The sequence below is a fragment of the Streptomyces sp. NPDC058373 genome (assembly GCF_042723275.1).
Classification (GTDB): Bacteria; Actinomycetota; Actinomycetes; order Streptomycetales; family Streptomycetaceae; genus Streptomyces.
In genome coordinates this window covers 62604-85469 of sequence record NZ_JBHXJE010000010.1, presented here as the reverse complement: position 1 = coordinate 85469, position 22866 = coordinate 62604, and the positions used below count along the sequence as shown (strand labels likewise).

The window sequence follows — 22866 nt, the reverse complement described above, 5'->3', positions numbered from 1 at the left end:
CCGCCGCCGTTCGCACGCCCCCGGCGCGCGGCGGCCACCCAGCAGAGACGGAGAGGCCGATGTCAACCGCCGAGGGTCCGCTCGTCGTCGGAGTCGACAGTTCCACCCAGTCCGCCAAGGCCCTGGTGGTCGACGCGGGAACGGGCCGGGTCGTCGCGACCGGCCAGGCGCCGCACCGCGTCACCACCGGCACCGGCCGGGAGAGCGACCCCCGCGACTGGTGGTCGGCGCTGACCGAGGCGGTACGCGCCTGCGGCCCGGCCGCCCACCGGGCCGCCGCCGTCTCGGTCGCGGGCCAGCAGCACGGCCTGGTCACCCTGGACGCCGACGGCACCCCGGTCCGTCCCGCACTGCTCTGGAACGACGTGCGCTCGGCCCCGCAGGCGCGCCGCCTGGTGGCGGAGCTCGGCGGCCCGCAGGTGTGGGCCGACCGGATCGGCAGCGTGCCGGGCGCCTCGTTCACCGCCGCCAAGTGGGCGTGGCTGGCCGAGCACGAGCCGGAGGCCGCCCGCGCCACCGCGGCCGTCCGCCTCCCGCACGACTACCTCACCGAGCGGCTCACCGGCCGCGGCACCACCGACCGCGGCGACGCCTCGGGCACCGGCTGGTGGGCGGGCCCGAAGGAGGCGTACGACGACACGGTGCTGGAGCTGATCGGCCTGGACCGCGGGCTGCTCCCCGAGGTGGTGGGCCCCGGCGAGGTCGCGGGCACGGTCCGCGAGGGCGAACTGCCCTTCGCCCGGGGCACCCTGGTCGCCGCCGGAACGGGCGACAACGCGGCGGCCGCGCTCGGGCTAGGGCTGCGCCCCGGCACCCCGGTGCTGAGCCTCGGCACCTCCGGCACGGCCTACGCGGTCTCCGTGCACCGGCCCGCCGACCCGACCGGGACCGTCGCCGGCTTCGCCGACGCCCGCGGCGACTGGCTGCCGCTGGCCTGCACCCTCAACTGCACCCAGGCCGTCGACCGGGTGGCGGCCCTCTTCGGCCTGGACCGCGAGGCCGTCGAACCGGGCGGCTCCGCCACCTTCCTGCCCTACCTCGACGGCGAACGCACCCCGAACCTCCCGCACGCCTCGGGCCTGCTGACCGGTCTGCGGCACGACACGACGCCCGGCCAGATCCTCCAGGCCGCCTACGACGGCGCGGTGCACTCCCTGCTCGACGCGCTCGGCCTCGTCCTCGACGCCGACGCCGACCCGGCGGAGCCGGTGCTGCTCATCGGGGGCGGCGCCCGGGGCACCGCCTGGCAGCAGACGGTGCGGCGGCTGACCGGCCGCCCGGTCCGCGTGCCGCGCGCCGCCGAGCTGGTCGCCCTCGGCGCGGCCGCGCAGGCGGCGGGCCTGCTCACCGGCGAGGACCCCGCCGCCGTCGCCCGGCGCTGGGGCACCACCGACGGCCCCCTGCTCGACCCGCTACCCCGGGACGAGGCGACGGCCGACCGCCTCGCGGGCGTGGTGAGGGACGCGGGAGCACTCTGGCGCGAGGGCTGAATCCGGCGGCGTACAGCGGCGTGCAGCCCCGCCCCTCGGCCGCCCGCCGCCGTCCCGGCCGACCGCCGCTGTCCTGCAAGCCCTCTCAGCACCTCGGCCCGCAGCGGGCGGGGACCGGCGGGGAGGCCGAGCCGGTGCCAGGGGAAGAGCGCGACCTGGCCGCACGCTTCCCCTGACATCGAGGTCAGCCCGCCGGCCCGTCAGCCCGTCGGAGTCCGCTCGGCGGCCCGTCGCCGGGACCACAGGCCCACGAGGGCGTCGACCACCAGGAAGACCGGCAGGCTGAATCCCGAGCAAGGGCGGGAACCAGCGGGGACGAGGACCGTCACGGCCAGGAGCGCGGCGGGCATGGCGCGTCTCCGGGCAGGGGCCTGTTTGCTCTCCGAGATCGCCTGGGAGGACGCGCACGCGCGGAGCGAGACTGGCGCGGAACGGGCGGGCGTGGTGTGGCGTCCTGGAACCGGACAGAAGCCGGTGTACTGACGCGCCGTCACCTCCCGGCCGCGCGGCGGCAGTTCACGGCCGCGACCGGGCGGCTGCGGCCCGCCCCGCCGTCCCCGCGCCGCTCCCCCGCGCCCTCTACCGCCGGGTCATCTACGCGCGTACCGTGCTGTCGTCGCCGCACCGGCGCGCACGCCCCGGCTCGCGGTGGATCGCGTACCACCCGTACACCGTCCCGCCCCCGCCCCGGCCCCGCGCCCGTCGGCGGGGCTTCTCAGCGGGCCGCCGTGGCGGCGGCCCGGTTCCCCCACCGAGAGGCAGGACCGCCGTGGAACGTCCCAGAACCTCCGTAGCCCGCAGGAATCTGCTGAAGGGGGCGGCGGCCCTGCCCGCCGTGCTGCTCGCCGGTTCGGCCGGGCCGGCCTTCGCGAGCCGGGTGGAGGCCCAGCAGCGCCCGGACGCCGACTGGGTGCCGGCCGCGCCCGGCAACTACACGGTGGCCAACCGGCCGCGCCAGTACCCGGTCGACTTCGTCGTCATCCACGTGACGCAGGAGACGTACGCCGACACCCTCGGCATCTTCCAGAACCCGGCCAAGCAGGTCTCGGCCCATTACGTCGTGCGCTCCGCCGACGGGCGGGTCGCCCAGTGCGTCCGCGAGGCGGACGTCGCCTGGCACGCGGGCAACTGGGACTACAACACCCGCAGCGTCGGCATCGAGCACGAGGGGTGGGTCGACCAGCCGGAGTACTTCACCGACGCCATGTACGAGGCGTCGGCCGCGCTCACCGCGGCGGTCTGCGACTCGTACGCGATCCCGAAGACGCGGGCGCACATCATCGGCCACCACGAGGTGCCCGGCGCCACCCACACCGACCCGGGCCCCCTGTGGGACTGGGACCGCTACATCACGCTGGTCAAGGCCGCCTGAGCGGACGGCTCCGGTGCGGGTGCGGCGGCGCCCGCACCGGAGCCGGGCCCCGCTACCAGGCCACCAGCAGCCGTTCCGGGCTGCGCGAGGTCCCGCCCAGCCGCCAGCGGACCGCCTCCTTCGGTTCCGCCAGCCGCAGTTCCGGGAAGCGCACCGCCAGCCGGTGCAGGGCGAGGTGGAGTTCCAGCCGGGCCAGCCACGCCCCCAGGCAGTAGTGCGGTCCCGCGCCGAAGGAGAGCGTGGGGGCCGCGAGCGGGGTGAAGAGGGCCTCGGCCTCCCCCTCGGGGAAGACGGCGGGGTCGCGGTTGGCGGTGGTGGAGTCGGCGAGCACCACCGAACCGGCCGGGATGAGGACCCCGCCGACCTCGGCGTCCTCGGCGGCGTGACGGGCGCTGCCCGGGTCGTCACCGAGCGGGATCAGGTGGAGGAGGCGGGCCGCGGCCAGCTCCGCGGACGGCTCGTCAGCGAGACGGGGCCAGGTCTCCGGCCGTTCCCCGAGCAGGTAGAGCAGGGAGTTGCCGAGCATGGTCATGGTGCTGTCGTGGCCGCCCACCACCAACCCGCAGACCAGGCTGACCAGTTGGCTCTCGGGGATGCCGCCCTCCGCGTCGGCGGCCAGGACCAGGCCGCTGACCAGGTCGTCCCCGGGCGCGCCGCGCCGCTCGGCGAGCAGGCGGGTGCCGAAGGCGGAGAACTCCGCCAGCGCCGCCTCCACCTCCGCCCTGGGCCGGGTGCCGTCCGAGAAGGCGTGCGCGCTCCAATGACGCATCCGGCCGCGGACCGAGGCGTCGAGTCCCATCAGGCGGCTGATCACCGCCACCGGCAGCGGCAGGGTGAACTCGGCGACGACGTCCACCGGTCCGCGCCGCTGCACCATCGCGTCGAGCAGCTGGTCCACGATCGCGGCGATCCAGGGGCGCCACCGGGCGACGGCCCGCGGGGTGAACGCGCGGCGCATGGTGCGGCGCAGCCGCAAATGGTCCGCCCCGTCCTGGTTGAACATCAGGTCCGGGTCGTCCACCAGGCCCGCCGCCTCGGAGCGGGCGGGGCCGTCCGTGGCGTAGAGCCCGGCCCGGCCGAACCGGCTGTCGCTGAGCACCTGGCGTACGTCGTCGTACCGGTCGACCACCCAGCCGGGTGAGCCGTCGGGCAGCGTGCACGGCCGGGGCGGGCCCGGCGTGGCGGGCGGGCGGTGGTGGAGCGGGGCGAGCGGCGGGTCGGCCTCGGCGCTGGTGGGGAGTGCGGCGGACACGGTGCCTCCGGGCGGTGACGGTACGAGGAGCTGGGGGCGCGGGCGCGGCGGTGGACCCGCCCGGGGGAGGACGCCGGAGGGGGGCCTGAGCGGGCCGCCTCCGGTGTGGGTCACAGGGCGACCAGGACTTTGCCGAAGTTGGCCGTACGGTCGTGGTAGAGGCTGCCGTAGGCGGCCGGGATGGCGTCGAACCCCTGGTGCAGGGTGTGGTCGCAGACGACCTCGTCCCGTCGGAGGCGGTCGCCGAGATCGGCGTGCAGGGCACGCCAGTTGGCGTCGGTGAACCACTCCAGGGAGAAGATCCCGCGCACCGTCGTGCGGGGGAACATGATGTACGGCAGGAGACGCGGCCCGACCGCCTCGCCTCCCACCTGGGTCGCCCACTGCCAGCACACCGCCACCTTGCTGCCGACGTTGAGCTGGGAGAAGACCGCGTCGGTCACGGCGCCGCCGAGGTTGTCGAAGTAGTGGTCGACGCCGTCCGGCGCCGCCCGGGCCAGCGCCTCGCCTACCTGGCCGGCGCTGTCGCCGTGCCGGTAGCGGACGACCTCGTCGAAGCCCAGCCCTGTCAGGTAGGCCGCCTTGGCCGGGCTGGAGGTGGTGCCGACCACCCGGGCCCCGGCGAGCCGGGCGAGCTGGCCGGCGAGGGTGCCGACGGCTCCGGAGGCGCCGCTCACCACGAGGGTCTCGCCCGGCCGGGGGTCGAGGAAGGTGGTGAGGGTGCCCCAGGCGGTCATGCCGGGGCCGCCCATCGCGCTGAGCGCGGTCTCCAGCGGCAGCGCCTCGTCGTACCAGTCCCGTCGGAGGCGGCGGTAGGCGGGGAAGACCATCGGGAAGGTGCCGGTCTGCCAGAGCTTGGGGGCGCCGTCGCTGATCACGTGGGACCGCCAGCCGCCGAAGCCCTGCACCAGGTCTCCGGGGCGGTGGGCGGCGCGCGGCCCGGCCTCCAGCACCTCCATGATCGAGTCGGCGCCCATGTGGCAGCCGACGGGGGTGTCCAGGGCGATGCCCTGGAGGTAGGGGTCGACCGAGACGTACAAGGTCTTGAGCAGCATCTCGTCGGGGGCGAGGTCGACCGGGACGTCCTCGACCACCTTCTCGTAGACCCGCCCGACGTCGGGGGCGCCCTCGGCGTGCTCGCGCACGACCCATTTCTTGATCTTCACTGCGGCTCCTTCGACGCGGTGGCGGGGCCTGGCTGCGGCCCGACGGGGATGACGCGGTGGGTGGGCGGCGGGGCGGAGGTGTCGACCCAGGCGGTGAAGGGCCTGCCGTCGTCGCGGCAGACGAACTGCATGACGTGACGGCCCGCCGCCGCCGCACGGATCAGGCCGCCGGTGATCGCCCAGACGCCCGACTGGTAGAAGTTGGCGAGGCCGGGCAGTCCGGGTCCGTGCTTCTTGACCAGCTCCTCCAGCGTCTCCCCGCTCTCCACGAACGGCTGCCAGCCGAGCACCGTGCCGTCGTGGTTGCCGGTGTAGCGGACCTGGGTGAGGGGGCTGGAGACGTCGCGTACGGCGATGGAGTCCGCCAGGCCGGGGAAGCGCTCCTCCAGGAAGCTCACCAGCGCGGTCCTGGCCCGGCGCTTGGCCGCGTAGTAGCCGCGGCCGTGGCGGACGGGCAGGGTGTGCAGCTCCTGCCCGCCCCTGCGGCGGGTGGCCTGCTCGGGCCCCTCGTCCAGGGCGCGCCAGGGGGCGATGTCGCAGAAGTAGGTGGCGTAGACGACGCTCGTGCCGGGCGGGGAGAGCTCGGGGTAGTGCCGGTTGCGGAACTGGACGTTGACGCTCGGGTGACGGATGCCGGTCAGTTCGGCCGCCTGCTCGTCGCTGAGGAGGTAGGTGGTGCAGGGGTCGGCCTCGGGGAAGCTCCGCTTGAGGCCGAGGAAGAGGGTGAAGTAGCCGGGGAAGACCATGCCGGGCCGGTGGAGGGTGTCGGTGTAGAGCCGCCGGTAGGCGTCGTCGAGGTAGCGGCCGCCCAGGAACTTGTTCATCGTGGTGGGGCCGTCGGCCGCCGACACCACGATGTCGGCACGGAGTTCGCGGCCGTCGCTGAGCCGCACGCCGACGGCCCGGTCGTCCTCGACGATCACCTCCTCGACCTTGGTGTTGTACGCGACCTCGCCGCCGAGTCCGAGGTAGCGCCGCTCGATCGACCGGGCGACGCCGAGCGAGCCGCCCTCGGGGACGCCCGCGGAGAGGTTGGCGTGCGAGGCGAGCTGGAAGTGGGTCGGCAGGACGGGGAAGTTGGGGTGCTTCTCGTAGAGGACGAAGTTGAACGCCTGGCGCAGCAGCGGGTCCTGGAACCGCGCCGAGTACTCCGCCATCAGCACCGAGATCGTCTTGCGCACGGCGTTGGCGTACGGGACGAAGGAGGCGAGCATCCGCAGCCGCTCCGCCCGGCCCATCAGGCCGACGGGCTTGAGGAAGGGGTAGACGGTGAGGGCTTTGCGGAAGGCCCGCAGGTGGCCGCAGAACTCCTTGATCCGCTTGGCGTCGGCGGGTGAGAGGTCGGTGAGGTGGGCCTGGAGGCGGTCGGGGTCGGAGTAGAAGTGGACCGCCCGGCCGTCCTGGCCGCGCACGGTGTTGAAGACGTCGAAGTGGCGGACCTCCTTGCCCTGGAGGGCGCCGAGCTCCAGCCAGATCTGGTGCATCTCGTTGCCCGGGCCGCTGCCGAGCATCCAGCTCACACAGGCGTCCAGGGTGTAGTCGCCGCGCTCCCAGGAGGTGCAGCAGCCGCCGGGGATCTCGTGCATCTCCAGGATCTGGGACCGGTAGCCGTTCATCTGGGCGTAGCAGCCGGTGGAGAGGCCGCCGAGCCCCGCCCCGATGATGATCATGGTTTCCCGGCGGCCCGCCGCGGGCGCCGCGGTCCGCTCCCCCGCTGTCGTCATGCGCCACGCCCTTCCTTGGCGTACCAGCGGTCGAGCTGGGGCAGCCGGCCGAGTCTGCCGGGGTGCCAGGGCTCGGTGCCGGTGCTCTCGTGGGCGCGGAACGGAAGGCCCAGTTCCGCGCAGAGGTACTGGACGGCGAAGCGGCCGGTGGATGCGGCGCGGATCAGGCCGCCCATCCCCACCCACTGGCCGGCCATCGAGAAGCCGGCCAGCCCGGGCAGCCGCATCCGGTCCTTGCCGACCAGGTCGGCGGCGATGTCGTCGGCGTCGGAGAACGCCTTCCAGGCGAGGATCGAGCCGTTGTGGTTGCCGGTGTAGCGCCGCGTGGTCGCCGGGGTGGCGACGTCGACCAGTTCGATCCGCCTGGCGGCACCGGCCCAGCGCCGGGCGAGGAAGTCCCGTACGAAGGCGGCGACCTGGCGCTTCTGCTCACGGTAGCGGCCGCGGTCGGTGCGGCGCAGCTCGGCCCAGTGGGCGTAGTCGCTGAAGTAGGTGCAGTGGACCACCGACTTGCCCGGCGGCGCGAAGCCGTCGGAGTACCGGGAGCGCAACTGGACGACGAGGCTGTTCTGGAGGGCGCCCGGCAGCCTGGCGCCCTCCTCGGCGCCGAGCAGGTACGTGGTGCTGTGCGCGTCCTCGTCGGGCAGGTCGCCCTCGATGCCGACGAAGGCGGAGACCACCGCGGGGAAGAGGGTGCCGGGGCGCTCCAGCAGCTCGTCGTAGAGCTTGTCGATGCGCGGGCCGGTGTACTTCCCGTCCAGCAGGCCGTGGATGGTGGTGTGGCCGTCGCAGGCGGAGACGACGTGGTCGGCGTAGTAGCGGCGGCCGCCGCGCAGTTCGACGCCGACGGCCCGGTCGTTCTCGACCAGGATCTTCTCGGTGCGGGCGCGGTAGGTGACGGTGCCGCCGAGCCCGGTGTACCGCTCCTCCACGGACCGGGCCAGGCCCAGCGAACCGCCTTGCGGGAAGCCCGCGTTGCCGTGGTGGGCGGCTGCCATGTTGAAGAGGTAGGGCAGCAGCGGGAAGCCCTCGGGGTCCTGGAAGAAGATGTTGCGGAACGCCTTGCGGAGCAGCGGGTCCTCGAACCGGTCGGCGAACCGGTGCATCGGTGTGGCGGCGGTGCGCCAGAAGAGGCGGAAGGCGGGGAGCACCGTGCGCAGGGTTGCGGCCCTCTCGCGCACCGTCCGCAAGGCGGGGGCGGTGAGGAACGGGTAGAGGTCGAGGGCGACGAACCGCCGCAGGTCGCGGCAGAAGGAGTGGATCAGCCGGGCGTCGGCCGGGGAGACCCCCAGCAGGTGGGCCTCCAGCCGGTCGGGGTCGTTGTAGAACGTCACCGACCGGCCGCTCTCGTCGACGACCTTGTTGAAGAGGTCGAAGTTGGTGACGGTTTTGCCGTCGAGGGCGCCCAGCTCCCGCCAGACCTGGTGCGCGTCGTTGCCCTCGGCGGTGCCGATCAGCCACTCGATGCAGTAGTCGAAGAGGTAGCCGTCCCGCGACCAGGCGGTGCAGCAGCCGCCGGGGAGCACGTGCTTCTCGAAGATGCGGGTGCGCATCCCGCTCATCCGGGCGTAGCAGCCGGTGGCGAGTCCGGCCATCCCGGCGCCGACGACGATGACGCGCGGCGGGCTGCCCGGCGTGCGCTCGCGCCGGGTCCACTCGCTGTCCTCCTCATGCCGCACGGTCGGCCTCCCCCGCGAGGAGTGCGCGCACCAGGTCGGCGTTGCGCGGGAGGTGGCCGGGGTCGAGCATGTCGGCGTGGGTGCCGGAGCCGCGCAGGACCCGCGTCCCGCCGGTCGAGCTGCCGTGCCAGCTGCCGGGGAGGCCGACGGCGTACAGCTCGGCCTTCTCCTCATCGGCCAGGACGCTCACCGGTGCCGCCACGGTGCCGGTGTTGGGGGTGCGGCCGCAGAAGCTCAGGTACTCGGCGGCGTGTTCCAGCACGGTGCCGGTGACGATCTCCGAGCCGGTGTGCTTGTACAGGTGGCCGCCGAGCTCCGCCTCGAAGGCCTTCAGCCCGTCCGCGCCCGGTTCGAACGCCTCGGTGACGCGCCGCGAGTCGAGCACCACCACATGGCCGACGCGCCGCCCGCGCGCCTCCAGTTCACGGGCGACCTCGAAGGCGAGGTTGCCGCCGAGGGAGTAGCCGAGGAGGTGGCAGGGCCCCTCGCGCCGGGCCGCCTCCACGAGGTCGGCGTAGCGCGCGACCTTGTCGTCGCCGGGCAGGTAGTTGAAGGCGATGACCCGGTACTCGGGGAGCTGGGCGGCGAGGCCGCGGTAGACGAGGCCGTGGCCGCCGGCCGGGGGGAAGCAGAAGAGGGGGTCGGGGGCGTCGGGGTTGAAGGTGAGGTGGGGCAGTTCGTCGGCGGTGGTGCCGGTGACCCGCTCCTCGACGGCGGCGGCCATGCCGTGCAGGGTCGTCACCTGGTAGAGGCGGCTGACGGGGACGGCGACGCCGAACTCCGTCCGCAGGTGGTGGAGGAGTTCGATGAGTTTGACGGAGCTGCCGCCGCACGCGAAGAAGTCGTCGCCGAGGCCCACCCGGTCCATACCGAGCAGCGCCTCCCAGTGGCGGGCCATGCTCATCTCGTAGAGCGTTACGGGAGCCTCGTACGACTGCTGCCGGTCGCCGCCGTGCGGCTGGGGCAGGGCGCGGAGGTCGACCTTGCCGTGGGCGGTCAGGGGCAGCGCGGAGACCTCGGCGAGGTGCGAGGGGACCATGTACGAGGGCAGCGCGGCGGCGAGGTGGCGGCGCAACGCCCGGGTGTCCAGGGTGGCGCCCGGTTCGGGGACGCAGTAGGCGCACAGGACGGCCTCGCCGGTGGCGTCGGCGCGGACGGCGGCCACGGCGCGGGCGACGCCCGGCCGGTTGGTCAGGTGGGCCTCGATCTCGCCGGTCTCGATCCGGTGGCCGCCCAGTTTGACCTGGCCGTCCTGACGGCCGAGGAGGTGGACGCGGCCCTCGGCGTCCCAGCGGGCCAGGTCGCCGGTGCGGTAGAGGCGTACGGGCCGGGCGTCCGGCTCGGCGCCGAGGGCGCGGGCCTGAAAGCGCCGGGCGGTCAGCTCCGGGTCGCCGGCGTAGCCGAGGGAGACGCCGTCGCCGCCGATCCACAGTTCGCCGGGGACGCCCGGGGGCACCGGGGCGCCGTGCGCGTCGAGGATGTGCAGGGTGGCGTGGGAGAGGGGCCGTCCGATCGGCACGGTCAGGGCGGGGTGCAGGTCCTCGGCGGGGCCTTCGAAGCAGGCGCTGTCGATGGTGGCCTCGGTGACGCCGTAGGAGTTGAGGACGCGGGTGCCGGGGCCGCAGAGGTCGCGCAGCCGCTGGTACTCGGCGACCTTCCAGGTGTCGGATCCGACCACCAGCAGCTTGAGGAAGTCGAGCCGGTCGCCCGCGCGGTCGCAGTGGTCCATGAGGCTCCGCACGAGGGCGGGGACCAGTTCGGCGCAGTCGACGCGTTCCGCGCGCAGCGTGCGGTACAGGCGGGCGGTGTCGAAGACCAGGTCGCGGTCGGCGAGGACGAGGGTGCCGCCGGAGCAGAGGGCGCGCACCAGGTCGCCGGTGAAGACGTCGAAGGAGGGCTGCGCGGTCTGGAGGTGGACCCGCACGTCCCGCTCCAGCCGGTAGGCGGTGCGCCAGGCCTCGTAGGCGGCGGCGAGGTTGCCGTGGCTGACCCGGACGGCCTTGGGGACGCCGGTGGAGCCTGAGGTGTGAATGACGTAGGCCGGGGCGTCCGGGTCGTCGGCGGAGTCCGGGGCGGGGCCGTCGCTCTCCGCGGCGCGCAGCTGGTCCGGGGTCACCGCCGGGCAGGGCAGTCCGGCGGGCGTGTCCGCCGCTCGCGGGTCGGTGACGAGGAGGTGGGCGCCGGCACCCGTGAGGACCCGGGCGAGCCGGTCGGCGGGGAGGGCGGGGTCGAGGGGGAGGTAGGCGGCGCCCGCCTTGAGGACGGCGAGCAGGGTGACGATCAGCTCCGGGGACTTGGCGAGCCGGAGGCCGACCACCGAGCCCGCCCCGACGCCGAGTTCGCGCAGGCGGCGGGCGCGGGCGTCGGCACGCCGGTCGAGTGCCCCGTACGTCAGGTGCGTCGAGGCGCCGTGCGGGGCGGGAACGGTGACCGCGACGGCTGCGGGGCGGGCGGCGGCGGCCTCGGCGATCAGCCGGTGGACCGGCCGGTGCGCGGCGGGCGCGCGCTCCACGGCTGCGGCAGCCCGGGCGCCGCTCCACTCGCCGAGGAGCCGCTCGCGCTCCTCGGCGCCGAGCATCTCCAGTGCGGGCGTCGGGGTTTCGGGGCGGGCCCGCGTCAGGCTGTCGAGGAGGTGGACGTAGTGCCCGGCCATCCGGCGGACGGTCTCCGGGTCGAAGAGGTCGGTGTTGTACTTGAGGACGCAGTGGAAGCGCCCTTCCGCCTCGTCCTCGTAGACCGACAGGGTGAGATCGAACTGCCCTTCTTCCTCGGGCAGTTCGATGTACTCCAGCCGGTAGCCGTACTGCTCGGTGGCGACCTTGTGGGTGAGCAGGATGAACATCGCCTGGAAGACGGCGGAGCGGCTGGCGTCGTGGGTGAGGCCCAGCTCCTCCACAAGCAGCACGAACGGGTACTCCTGGTTGTCCAGGCCGTTCAGCACCGTGGAGCGCACCTGGTCGAGGAGTTCGCCGACGGACGGCTCGCCGGAGAGGTCGGCGTGCAGGGGCAGCGGGTTGACGAAGTAGCCGTAGACGGAGGCGAACTCCTGCTGGGTGCGGCCGGTCACCGGGCTGCCGACGATGACGTGGTCCTGGCCCGAGTAACGGTGCAGGAGCAGGTAGTAGGCACAGATCAGCACCATGAACGGGGTGACCCCGTGGCGCTGCGCGAGGGCGTGGACGCGGCCGCTGAGACCGTCGTCGAGGACGAAGAACTCGGAGGCGCCGTTGTGGGTCTGCACGGCCGGGCGGGGCCGGTCGGTCGGCAGGTCCAGCAGCGGCACCTCGGCGGGCAGGTGGGAGCGCCAGTAGTCGAGCATGGCGCCGGCCTCGGGGCTCGCCAGAAAGCGGTTCTGCTGGTTGAGGAAGTCGACGTAGCGGGCGGTCGCCGGCGGCAGGGAGGGCTCGCGACCCTGCTTCAACGCCTCGTAGACGCCGAGGAGTTCCTCGATGAAGGTGAAGGTGGAGATGGCGTCCGAGACGATGTGGTGAACGGCCTTCATGATGATCCAGCGGTCGTCGCCGCGCCGGAAGAGGCGGAAGCGGACGAGCGCGTCGCGCTCCAGGTCGTACTGCTCGCGGTACTCGTGGATGATCGTCCGCCGGATCTCCTCCCACTCCTGGCCCTCGACGTCGAAGAGGGCGAGGTCCGGCTCCGCCTCGGCGGCGGTGCGCTGCACCGGCCGGCCGTCGCTCAGGTGGAAGGTGGTGCGCAGCGCGGGATGGCGGGCGACCAGTCTGCGGACGGCCTCGAACATCAGCTCCGGGTCGAGGACGGCCCGCACCTCGACCGCGCCGCCGATGTTGTACGCGTACCCGTCGGGGTTGAGCTGTTCGAGGAACCAGAGGGCCTTCTGGTTGTGGGTCAGCGGGTGGTCGCCGTCGTCGGTGAAGAGTTCCACCGCGGCGCCGTCCGTGCCGTCGCCCCGGTCGGCGGCGACGCGCTCGGCGAGCCCGTCGTGGAGGCGGTCGGCGAGTTCGCCGACAGGCGTGCCGCTGAGCAGGGCGACGACCGGGAGCGCGATGCCGAACTCGGCCTGCGCCTTGGCCCGCAGCTCCATGGCGAGCAGCGAGTCGAGGCCGAGCGCGCCGAGCCCGCCGGCCTGGTCGACGTCCTGGACGGGTGTGCGCAGCACGGTGGCGACGAGGTGGGTGAACCGCTCGGTGACCAGCGTGCGGCGGCGCTCGCCGTCGGCCGCCCGGAAGGTGTCGAGGAAGCCGCCGCCGCTCTCCGCACCGTCCTGGCGGGCGGCAGCCGCGAGGTCGGCGACCAGCGCGGGCGGGGTGTCGTACCAGGCGAGGAAGGTCCGCCAGTCCACGACGGTGGCGACGACCAGCTGGGCCCGGTCCTGCCCGAGGACCCGCTCCAGCACGCTCATGCCGACGTCCGGGGTGAGGGAGCTCATCCCCCGGCTGTGCGCGTAGTGCTCGACCAGGCCGAGTTCCTCGATCATGCCGGTCGCCCAGGGGCCCCAGTCGAGGCTGAGGGCGGGCAGGCCCCGGGCCCGGCGGCGGTGGGCGAGGGCGTCGAGGAAGGCGTTGCCCGCGGCGTAGTTGGTCTGCCCGGCGGTGGTCAGCAGGGAGGCGACGGAGGCGAAGAGCACGAAGTGCTCCAGCGGTTCGTCCCGCAGGTGCTTGTCGAGCAGGTACGCGCCGACCGCCTTCGGGGCGTGCACCGCGTCGAAGGTCGCCCGGTCGAGGTCGGCCACCCGGGTGTCCCGCACCTGCCCGGCCAGGTGGAAGACGCCCCGGACGGGTGGCGGGTCGCCGCGCCGGTGCTCGTCGAGCCAGGAGGTCAGCGCCGCCTCGTCGGTGACGTCGACCGGGGCGAGCACCGGGTGGGCGCCGAGGGCCTCCAGCTCCTTGAGGAGGGCGACGGCCCGGCCCTGCGCGGTGGCCGGGTCGGTACGGCGCCATTCGCGGCGGGGCGGCAGCGGGGTGCGGCCCATCAGGACGAGGTGCCGGGCGCCGCGCCGGACCAGGGTGCGGCAGAGCAGGCGGCCGAGGGCGCCGAAGGCCCCGGTCACCAGGTAGCTGCCGTCGGCGCGCAGCCGCAGCGGCAGGGGGCGGGTGAGGTCGTCGGCTGGGCGCAGGCGGCTGGTGGCGCGGCGGTCGCCGCGCAGCCCGATCTCCTCCTCGTCGTCGGTGCGGAACTCGCGCAGCAGCGCCTCGGCCTCCGCCCGGGCCCCGGCGGGGCCGGGTTCCTGTGCCGGGTCGAGGTCGACCAGCTTGCCCCGGTGTCCGGTGAGTTCCTGGTGACGCAGGACGCGGGTGACGCCCCAGGCGGGGGCGCCGAGCGGTTCGACGGCCTCCTCGGGGGCGACGGGCTGCGCCCCGCGTGTGACGACGTGCAGGGCGCAGGGCTCCTGCCGCGCCTGGAGGACCCGGGCGAGCGCCACGAGCCCGTACGCGCCGACGCCGGCGGCGCGCCCCAGCTCCTCGCGGCCGCACGCCTCGTACGGCGGCAGCCCCAGGTGGGCCAGGTGCACGAGTGCGCCCCGGAACGGCGCGCCGTCCGCGTCGAGGTCGGCGAAGAGCCGCTCCAAGTGGTCGGCGGAGTCCGGTACGAGGGTGAAGGCGGTGCCGTCGGCGTCCCGTGTGTACGAGGTACCGGACCGCACCGTGCGGCAGCGGTGCCCGAGGCCGGTCACCAGGTCGGCGAAGGCGGCGCCGACGCCGCCGGGGTCGCCGCCGGTGAACAGCAGCCAGTCACCGGCGGTGCGGGCGGGCGTGCCCTCGTCCCCGCCCTCGTCCTCGTCCCACGGCCGGTCGGTCCAGGCCGGGACGGCCAGCCAGGAGTCGATGGTGGCCCGGGAGACGGCGGTGGATGCCTTCTCCACGTCGGCCGCGCGGAAGCCGCGCAGCCGTCCGAGTGCGGTGCCCTCCTCGGCGTACAGGGTGAGGTCGGCGACGAGTTGGTCCCCGTCGTCGCGGGTGATCACGCCGTGCGCCCACAGCGTCCGGTCACCGACGGGGGCGAGGCTCACTTCGGCGAGCGAGAGCGGCAGGCGGATGCCGGTGCCGGGGGCGGGGGCGGGGGCGCCGTCGGCCGGGATCTGCGGGATGAGCAGCGACTGGAAGCAGGCGTCGAGGAGGACGGGGTGGAGGTGGTGGCGGGCGGCGTCGTCGCCGAGGGCCTCGGGAGCGCTGATGCGGGCCAGCACCTCGCGGTCGCCGATCCAGACCTCGTCGAGGGCCTGGAACGCCGGTCCGTACTGGTAGCCGAGGGCGGCGAGGCCGGCGTAGCACTCCGGGCCTGTGAGCCGCCTGCGGCTGCGGTCCTGGACGGCGGCGGCGTCCAGCGGGGGCCCGGGGTCGAGGTGCTGGGCGGTGCGGACGACGCCGGTGGCATGGACCGCCCGTTCGGTGCCGGACCCGGTGGGTGCGGAGGCGATGGCGAAGTCGGCGCTCTCCGGGTCGACGGTCAGGTGCACCGTCCGGGTCTCGTCCTCGGCGAGGAAGAGGGCCTTGCGCAGGTCGACGTCGGCGAGGACCGCGGAGGTTCCGCCGGTGAGCGCGAGGACGGCCTGCGTCGCCATCTCCAGGTATGCGGCGGCCGGGAGGACCACGGAGTCCTGGATGCGGTGGTCGGCGAGGTAGGGCAGCCGCTCGGTGTCGAGGGCGGCCTGCCAGGCGGGGCCTGCGTGGTCGGCGCGACGGCCCAGCAGGGGATGGTCGAGGCGGCCGAGGCGGACCCGCGCGACGTTCTCCGGCTCGGTCCAGTGGCGGTCGCGCCGCCACGGGTAGCGGGGCAGCGGGATCGTCGTGCCGGTCGGCTGAAGAACCTCCCAGTCGACGGGAACGCCGAGGTTGTGCAAGGTCGCGAGGGAGACCGCGAACCGCTCGGGTTCGTCCTCCTCGCGGCGGACCGAGGGCACGGTGACGGCCGTCCGGCCGGTCGCCGCAAGGCATTCGGCGATGGAGTGGGCGAGGGCGGGGTGCGGCCCGATCTCCAGGAACAGGCGGTGGCCCTCGTCGGCGAGGCGGTCCACGGCGGCCCGGAAGGCGACCCGGTCGCGGACGTTCCGCCACCAGTACGCGGCGTCCAGCGCCACCCCTTCTGCCGGGCCCTCCAGCGCGGTCAGGTGGACGGGCACCACGGCGGGGCGCGGCGCGAGCTCCGCCAGGGAGGACAGCAGTTCGTCCTTGATCCGGTCCATCCGAGGGCTGTGGTAGGGGACTTGCACGGTCAGGAGCTTGGCGAAGACCTGCTCGGCGCGGAGTTCCCCGGCCAGTTCGACGAGCGTGTCGCGGTCCCCGGCGAGGGTGACCGCGGTGGGGCTGTTGACGGCGGCGACACAGACCCGGTCGGCGTACGGCCGTACCCGGCGCTCGGCCTCCTCCTCGGAGAGGCTGACGGCGAGCATGGAGCCGGTGCCGGCCAGGGTGTGCTGGAGGCGGCTGCGGTGGACGGCGATCCGGACGGCGTCCTTCAGGGAGTAGACACCCGCCTCGTAGAAGGCGGCGATCTCGCCGGTGCTGTGCCCGACGACGGCGTCGGGCTGGACGCCGTACGACCGCCAGAGGGCGGCCAGGCCGACCTGGACGGCGAAGTTGGCGGGCTGGGCGAGCCAGGTCTCCGCCATCCGGGAGGTCTGGGCGCCGGCCGCCATCTCGTCGAGGAGCGACCATCCGGCGATGCGGCGGATCTCGTGGTCGCAGGCGGTGACCGCCTCCCGGAACACGGGCTCGCTCGCCAGCAGCCCACGGCCCATCCCCCACCACTGCGGGCCCATGCCGGTGAAGACCCAGACCAGGCGGCGGTCCGCGGGCTCCAGCCGCCGCCCGTGGACCACGCGGGGGTGGGGCTCGCCGCGCAGGTAGGCGTCGAGTCCCTCGGCGAGCGACTCGCGCGAGGAGTGGACGACGGAGAGCCGTGATTCGAGGTGCTGGCGCCGGTGGGCGAGGGTGTGCCCGAGGTCGGCGAGGGAGGCCGGGGAGCCGTGCCCGCCGTCGAGTTCGCGCCGGATGCCGGCGGCGACCTCGGGCAGGGCGTCCGGGTGGCGGGCGGTCAGCGGGAGGATGCTCCAGCCGGGCGCGGCGGGCGGTCCGGCCTCCTGGGGCAGGCGCGGCTCGGCGGTCCGGCCCGGCTCGGTGGCCCGGACGTGTGCGGCCGGGGGCGCCGGGCGCGGCGGTTCCTCCAGGACGATGTGGGCGTTGGTGCCGCCGAAGCCGAAGGAGTTGACCCCGGCCCGGGCCGGTCCGTCGTGCGCGGGCCAGTCGGTGGCCCGGGTGGGGATCTCGTACGGCGAACTCTCGCGCTGGATCGCCGGGTTGATCCGGTCGAGGTTGATGTGGGGCGGGATCACCCGGTGTTTCAGGGCGAGGGCGGTCTTGATGAGCCCGGCGATGCCCGCGGCCGACTCGGTGTGCCCGATGTTGGTCTTGACCGACCCGACGTAGCAGGCGGCGCCCGGGACGCGGCCCTCGGCGAGGACGCTGGCCAGGGCGTTGGCCTCGATCGGGTCGCCGACCGGCGTGGAGGTGCCGTGCGCCTCGACGTACTGGAGGTCGCCCGGGGCGACGCCCGCCTCGGCGCACACCCGCCGCACCAGGGAGATCTGGGCGTCGGCGCTGGGCACGGTGATGCCGTTGGTCCGGCCGTCCTGGTTGACGCCGCTGCCGAGGATCACCGCGTGGACCGGGTCGCCGTCGGCGAGCGCGTCGTCCAGCCGCTTGAGGGCGACCAGGCCGACGCCCTCGGCGCGTACGTACCCCTCGGCGGACGCGTCGAACGCCCGGGAGCGGCCGCTCGGCGAGAGGAAGCCGCCCTTGGTCTCGGCGACGGTGTACTGCGGTGCCGAGTGCAGCAGGACGCCCCCCGCGAGCGCCAGGTCGCTCTCGCCCCGCAGGAGGCTCCGGCACGCCAGGTCGACGGTGACCAGGGAGGAACTGCACGCCGTGTCGACAGTGAGGCTCGGGCCGCGGAAGTCGAAGCAGTGCGAGATCCGGTTCGACACCATCGTCATCATGGTGCCGGTCGCCGTGTGCGCCGCGAGGGTCTCGAAGCTCAGGTCGGCGAACTGGAGGATCTTGTAGTCCAGGGTGAACGCGCCCACGTAGACAGCGGTGTTGCTGCCCGCCAGCCGGGCCGGGCGCTGGCCGGCGTCCTCCAGGGCCTCCCAGGCCACCTCCAGCAGTTTGCGCTGCTGGGGGTCCATGTGGTCGGCCTCGCGCGGGCTGATGCCGAAGAAGGCCGGTTCGAACTCGTCGAAGCCGTCGATGTACCCGCCCCGGCCCGCCGCCAGCCTGCCGGGCTTGTCCCGGTGGCGGCTGGCGAGGGTGGCCGTGTCGTAGCGGTCTGCCGGGGTGGGGGTGAGGCAGTCCTTGCCATTCAGCAGGTTCCGCCAGAAGCCGCGGTGGTCGTTGGCTCCGCCGGGCAGGCGGCAGCCGATGCCGACGATCGCCACCTTGTCCCGTGAGCCGTCGTTGTTCGCGTCAGCCAAGTTCGCACACTCCTCAGGTCGTCGCGCTGCCGGGGCAGCGCCGTGGTCGGCGGTGGGGGCGGGCCCGGTCAGGCGGGTCCGCTCCGGCGCCTCTTCGCACGGCGGAGGGGATGGAGCAGACTGGCGAGGATGTCGCCGGTCGCGGGGAACGAGGTGGGGTCACTCAGTCCGACGGCGGCCGGCTCGCGGCCGGGCCGCCAGGTGAAGCTGCCGAAGAGGTGGTCCCAGCAGGAGAGGTCGGAGCCGTAGTGGCCCGCCTCGGCCAGGTCTGTGCTGTGGTGCAGGCGGTGCTGTTCGGGGCTGGCCAGGACGTGGTTGAGGCGGCCGATCCGGACGTCGATGTTGGCGTGGACGAAGTAGCCCTGTGCGGCGGTGAACAGGCCCGCCGCGAGGACCGATTCGCGGGAGAAGCCGACGAGGGCGAGGGTGAGCTGGACGGCGCCCTGGGCGACGACGATGTCGAGGACGTGGTTGACGCCGTTGTTGGCGACGTTGACCTTCTGCGGGACGTGGTGGACGCCGTGCAGCCGCCACAGCCACCGGTTGGTGTGGCCCAGCCGGTGCGCGAGGTAGCTGACGAGCGAGCCGCTCAGCAGGGCGGCCGGGACCTCGGCACCCAGCGGGAGCGCCGGCTCGGCGGGGGAGAGTACGCCGACGGCGGTGGCCACCAGCAGTTGCGCCCCCGCGCTGGCGACCATGGTCAGCAGGAAGTAGACGCCGTACCAGCGCCATTCCGCTCTGCTGGGGTGCCAGTCGACCTGGTGCGGGATCAGCCGCTCCAGCGTGGTCAGGTAGAGCAGCACCCCCATCAGGAAGAGCGGACTGACCCGCTCGGGGTCCCATCCCAGGCTCAGCGCGGCCCCGGCCACCACGACGGTCGCCGCCAGGAGCAGCGGATACGCGCCGAGGCGCAGCAGCGCTCTGCCGCGCTCGGCGAGGGATCCGGGAACAGGAATTCCGTCGGCGCGCATCCCTTCAGGGAAAGTCCCGCCGGATTCACGCCCGTCATCACGCATTCACAACGCCCCCAGGAATGCAACCGCCATCGGAAGAGTCGGTTCACGCACACAGCGAGGAAACTTCGAGGAAATCGGAGAAGCCGGAAGAGACCGGAAGGGGCCGCGAGAAACACCCGAGAGAGACAGAGGAAAACCAACAATAACCCAGCACGACCTGTGCTTTCGAAAAGACGATCCCCCTCGGAATGCGCCCGGTCCTTCACCCGGAGCGAACCCGAATGATTCTTTTCCTTTTCCGGCGTCTTCAACCCTCCCCCAACGAGTGGTTCACCGACCGCCGGCCGTTCCGCAATCCACTTCGCCGACATTGAACCGGATCCCGGGCGGGGCGAAACGAAAATGCGGAATCCTGTCGCCGGTGTGAGTTACTTAATAGGCTTATCGGTGCGGTGCCGCCGTACCGGCTCGTACGGCCGCGGGCCCACGGGCAGGCCACGCCCCGGCGCCGCCGTCACCCGTACGGACCTGCGGGCCGGGCGGCGCCCCGGGCGGGAGCGGCGGACCCCCGGCTGCGCGAGTCCTCGGGCACTCTCCGGGCAGGCGGAGGGCACGGCACCGGCCGCGCCCTCCGCTTCTTCGCGTGGCGGCCTCCCGGGCCTTACGGTGAGACTGACGAGTCCGGCTCTGGAGGTGAGTGGGCGATGAAGACGGTCCAGGAAACCATCGAGGTCGCGGTGCCGCTGCGCGCCGCGTACGACCAGTGGACCCAGTTCGAGTGCTTCCCCCGGTTCATGTCGGTGGTGAAGCGTGTCCGGCAGGTGACGCCCTGCGTGAGTGTCTGGGTGATCGGCGCCGGTCCGCTGCACCGGGAGTTCCGGACGGAGATCCTGGAGCAGGCGCCCGACTCCCACCTGGTCTGGCAGAGCCTCGACCGGCGCCGGACCGGGCACCGGGGCGAGGTGCGGTTCCGGCCGGTGGGGGACGACCGTACGGAGGTCACGGTGCGGATGGAGTTCCGCGGACGCGACCTGGCCGGACTGCTCTGCGCCGTCCCCGGGGCGGCCGACGGCGTCGTGCGCCGGGAACTCGGCAACTTCAAGAAGTTCATCGAGGGGCGGGGGGAGGCGGACCGGGGCTGGCGGGGGACGGTCCACTACGGACACGTCCAGCCCGGTGTGCCCGAGATCTCCAAGAGCCACGTGCCCACCTGGCCCGTGGGCTGACCCACGCGCGGGACCACAGCAGACGAGAGGCGAACCGGTGAAGAAGCCGCCCAGTGAAGAGCCGCAAGAGGACCTGACCGTCACTCCGCCGAAGACGTGGGCCGCGGGTGTCCCGGCGGTGGTGCACGCGCTGGAGTACTCCCTGGAGCAGACCTCCCCGCAGAAGACCGCGGTGGACCTGCTGACCATGAACCAGGTCGGCGGGATCGACTGCCCGGGGTGCGCCTGGGCCGACCCCGAACCCGGCCACCGGCACCGCAACGAGTACTGCGAGAACGGCGCCAAGCACATCAACGACGAGGCGACGACGCGCCGGATCACCGCGGAGTTCTTCCGCGAGCACCCGGTCTCCGAGCTGGCCGGTCGCTCCGACCTCTGGCTCAACCAGCAGGGGCGGCTCACCGAACCGATGGTCAAACGGCCCGGCTCCGACCACTACGAGCCGATCAGCTGGCGCGACGCCCTGGGGCTGCTGGCCGGGGAGCTGAAAGCGCTCGCCTCCCCCGACGAGGCGGCCTTCTACACCTCGGGCCGGGTCAGCAACGAGGCCGCCTTCGTCCTCCAGCTCTTCGCCAGGGCCTTCGGCACCAACAACCTGCCGGACTGCAGCAACATGTGCCACGAGTCGAGCGGTTTCGCGCTCCACGAGACCCTGGGCACCGGCAAGGGCACGGTCAGCCTCCAGGACCTCCACCACGCCGACCTGATCTTCCTGGTGGGGCAGAACCCCGGCTCCAACCATCCGCGGCAGCTCTCCGCGCTGGAGCAGGCCAAGCGGAACGGCGCCCGCATCGTCGCGGTGAACACGCTGCCCGAGGCCGGGCTCATGCGGTTCAAGAACCCGCAGAAGCCGAGCGGGGTGATCGGTCAGGGCGTCCAGATCGCCGACCGGTTCCTGCACATCCGCCCCGGCGGCGACCTCGCCCTCTTCCAGGGGCTGAACCGGCTGCTGCTGGAGGCCGAGGACGCCCGGCCCGGCGAGGTGCTCGCCCACGCGTTCATCCAGAGCGACACCAGCGGCTTCACCGAGTTCGCCGAGCACGCCCGCCAGATCGCCTGGGACGACGTACTCGCCGCGACCGGGCTGACCCGCGAGGAGATCGAGGCGGTCGGCGCGGAGGTGCTGCGCAGCGAACGGGTCATCGTCTGCTGGGCGATGGGCGTCACCCAGCACAAGCACGCCGTGCCCACCATCCGGGAGATCGTCAACTTCCTGCTGCTGCGCGGCAACCTCGGCCGCGCGGGAGCGGGCGCCTGCCCGGTCCGCGGCCACAGCAACGTGCAGGGCGACCGCACCATGGGCATCTGGGAGCAGATGCCCGACGCGTTCCTCGACGCCCTGCGGGACGAGTTCGGCTTCGAACCGCCGCGCCCCCACGGGCTCGACTCGGTGAACACCATCAAGGCGATGCGCGAGGGTCGGATCAAGGTCTTCCTCGGCGTCGCGGGCAACTTCGTCCGGGCCGCTCCGGACAGCGAGGTCACCGAGGACGCGATGCGGCGCTGCCGCCTGACCGCCCACGTCTCCACCAAGCTCAACCGGTCCCACACCGTGTGCGGGGAGACCGCGCTCATCCTGCCGACCCTGGGCAGGACCGAGCGGGACTTCCAGGCCGGCGGGGAGCAGTTCGTCACGGTGGAGAACTCGATGAGCGAGGTCCACACCTCCCACGGGAAGCTGAAGCCGGCCTCCCCGCTCCTGCTCAGCGAGGTCGCCATCCTGTGCCGGCTGGCCCGCCACACCCTCGACGGCACGCCCGACCTCCCCTGGGAGGAGTTCGAGGCCGACTACGGGGCGATCCGCGACCGGATCTCCCGGGTCGTCCCCGGCCTGCACGACTTCAACCGGCGGGTGACCCGCCCCGGCGGGATCAGGCTGCCGAACCCGGTCAACGAGGGCGTGTACCCGACCGCCACCGGCAAGGCCCTGTTCACCCGCAACGCCTGGGAGATGCCGGAGGTGCCCGAGGGCCACCTGCTGCTGCAGTCCCTGCGTTCCCACGACCAGTGGAACACCATCCCGTACACGCTCGACGACCGCTACCGCGGCATCCACGGCAGCCGCCAGGTGGTCATGGTCAACCCGGCCGACCTGACCGCGCTCGGTCTCGCCGGAGGCGACCGCGTCGACCTGGTGAGCGTCTGGGAGGGCGGCGTCGAGCGCCGCGCCGAGGGCTTCCAGGTGGTGCCGTACCCGGCCTCGCGCGGCTCCGCCGCCGCGTACTACCCGGAGACCCAGGTCCTGGTGCCCCTGGACAGCGTGGCGGACGTCAGCAACCAGCCCACCTCGAAGGGGGTCCTGGTCCGGCTGGAACCCGTGCGCTGATCCGGCGCGTACGCCCGAAGACCCTCGTGACGTCATGTCACGGGGGTCTTCTCCGCGTGGCGCCGCGACCGCCAGGACGGAAACTTTCGATGCGGCGAAGGCCGTCGGAGCAGGTCAGGCGCGTCGCCATTGATGTAGACCAGCGAAGCCCAGGGGTGGGTCTTTACGGGGGTCTACGCGCGTGTATTACTTGTGTCGTGCTCATGGCGAACGCGCTCCCACGCTTCTCC

11 protein-coding genes are annotated in these 22866 nt (G+C 73.6%); 4 read left to right on the top strand and 7 right to left on the bottom strand.

What is annotated here, in order from left to right; all coding sequences use genetic code 11:
- Nucleotides 1–59 precede the first annotated feature (59 nt).
- Complete coding sequence (gene xylB / locus ACFWMZ_RS09315) at nucleotides 60–1490, top strand: xylulokinase (protein WP_383171857.1); 1431 nt, start codon at nucleotides 60–62, stop codon at nucleotides 1488–1490.
- Between the two features lie 200 nt (nucleotides 1491–1690).
- Here the strand turns inward: xylB and ACFWMZ_RS09310 are convergent, their stop codons facing one another.
- Nucleotides 1691–1840 carry a hypothetical protein gene (locus tag ACFWMZ_RS09310; RefSeq protein ID WP_383171855.1) on the bottom strand — a complete coding sequence of 50 codons (150 nt, stop codon included), beginning with the start codon at nucleotides 1838–1840 and terminating at the stop codon, nucleotides 1691–1693.
- A 419-nt stretch (nucleotides 1841–2259) separates the two neighbouring features.
- Between ACFWMZ_RS09310 and ACFWMZ_RS09305 the strand changes: the two genes are divergently transcribed.
- On the top strand, nucleotides 2260–2862 hold the full coding sequence (locus ACFWMZ_RS09305; protein ID WP_383200503.1) for an N-acetylmuramoyl-L-alanine amidase: 603 nt from the start codon (nucleotides 2260–2262) through the stop codon (nucleotides 2860–2862).
- A gap of 52 nt (nucleotides 2863–2914) precedes the next feature.
- On the opposite strand, the gene ACFWMZ_RS09300 is transcribed toward ACFWMZ_RS09305, so the two are convergent.
- The 6 genes from ACFWMZ_RS09300 to ACFWMZ_RS09275 form a co-directional block, all read right to left on the bottom strand.
- On the bottom strand, nucleotides 2915–4114 hold the full coding sequence (locus tag ACFWMZ_RS09300; protein WP_383200500.1) for a cytochrome P450: 1200 nt from the start codon (nucleotides 4112–4114) through the stop codon (nucleotides 2915–2917).
- Between the two features lie 110 nt (nucleotides 4115–4224).
- Nucleotides 4225–5280 carry an MDR family NADP-dependent oxidoreductase gene (locus ACFWMZ_RS09295; RefSeq protein WP_383200497.1) on the bottom strand — a complete coding sequence of 352 codons (1056 nt, stop codon included), beginning with the start codon at nucleotides 5278–5280 and terminating at the stop codon, nucleotides 4225–4227.
- A complete protein-coding gene (locus ACFWMZ_RS09290) occupies nucleotides 5277–6950 on the bottom strand; it encodes a phytoene desaturase family protein (protein ID WP_383200596.1) in 1674 nt (557 codons plus the stop codon). The genes ACFWMZ_RS09295 and ACFWMZ_RS09290 overlap by 4 nt, the downstream gene beginning before the upstream one ends.
- 50 nt (nucleotides 6951–7000) lie before the next feature.
- Nucleotides 7001–8683, bottom strand: a complete 1683-nt coding sequence (locus ACFWMZ_RS09285) for a phytoene desaturase family protein (RefSeq protein WP_383200494.1) — start codon at nucleotides 8681–8683, stop codon at nucleotides 7001–7003.
- Nucleotides 8673–18128: an amino acid adenylation domain-containing protein gene (locus ACFWMZ_RS09280; protein ID WP_383200491.1), complete on the bottom strand. Its 9456-nt coding sequence runs from the start codon at nucleotides 18126–18128 to the stop codon at nucleotides 8673–8675. The genes ACFWMZ_RS09285 and ACFWMZ_RS09280 overlap by 11 nt, the downstream gene beginning before the upstream one ends.
- 68 nt (nucleotides 18129–18196) lie before the next feature.
- Nucleotides 18197–19099, bottom strand: coding sequence for a sterol desaturase family protein (locus ACFWMZ_RS09275; RefSeq protein WP_383200488.1), 903 nt, complete (start codon nucleotides 19097–19099; stop codon nucleotides 18197–18199).
- 689 nt (nucleotides 19100–19788) lie between these two features.
- Here ACFWMZ_RS09275 and ACFWMZ_RS09270 point away from each other — a divergent pair.
- Both ACFWMZ_RS09270 and ACFWMZ_RS09265 read left to right on the top strand, forming a co-directional pair.
- Nucleotides 19789–20310: an SRPBCC family protein gene (locus ACFWMZ_RS09270; RefSeq protein ID WP_383171841.1), complete on the top strand. Its 522-nt coding sequence runs from the start codon at nucleotides 19789–19791 to the stop codon at nucleotides 20308–20310.
- 37 nt (nucleotides 20311–20347) lie between these two features.
- Complete coding sequence (locus tag ACFWMZ_RS09265) at nucleotides 20348–22636, top strand: FdhF/YdeP family oxidoreductase (protein WP_383171839.1); 2289 nt, start codon at nucleotides 20348–20350, stop codon at nucleotides 22634–22636.
- Nucleotides 22637–22866: the final 230 nt, after the last annotated feature.

What these genes read in the sequence shown, in the direction of transcription:
- ACFWMZ_RS09310 (WP_383171855.1), bottom strand. Translation starts at nt 1,840, where the DNA reads ATGCCCGCCGCGCTCCTGGCCGTGACGGTCCTCGTCCCCGCTGGTTCC.
- ACFWMZ_RS09275 (WP_383200488.1), bottom strand. Translation starts at nt 19,099, where the DNA reads ATGCGCGCCGACGGAATTCCTGTTCCCGGATCCCTCGCCGAGCGCGGC.
- ACFWMZ_RS09290 (WP_383200596.1), bottom strand. Translation starts at nt 6,950, where the DNA reads ATGATCATCATCGGGGCGGGGCTCGGCGGCCTCTCCACCGGCTGCTAC.
- ACFWMZ_RS09270 (WP_383171841.1), top strand. Translation starts at nt 19,789, where the DNA reads ATGAAGACGGTCCAGGAAACCATCGAGGTCGCGGTGCCGCTGCGCGCC.
- xylB (WP_383171857.1), top strand. Translation starts at nt 60, where the DNA reads ATGTCAACCGCCGAGGGTCCGCTCGTCGTCGGAGTCGACAGTTCCACC.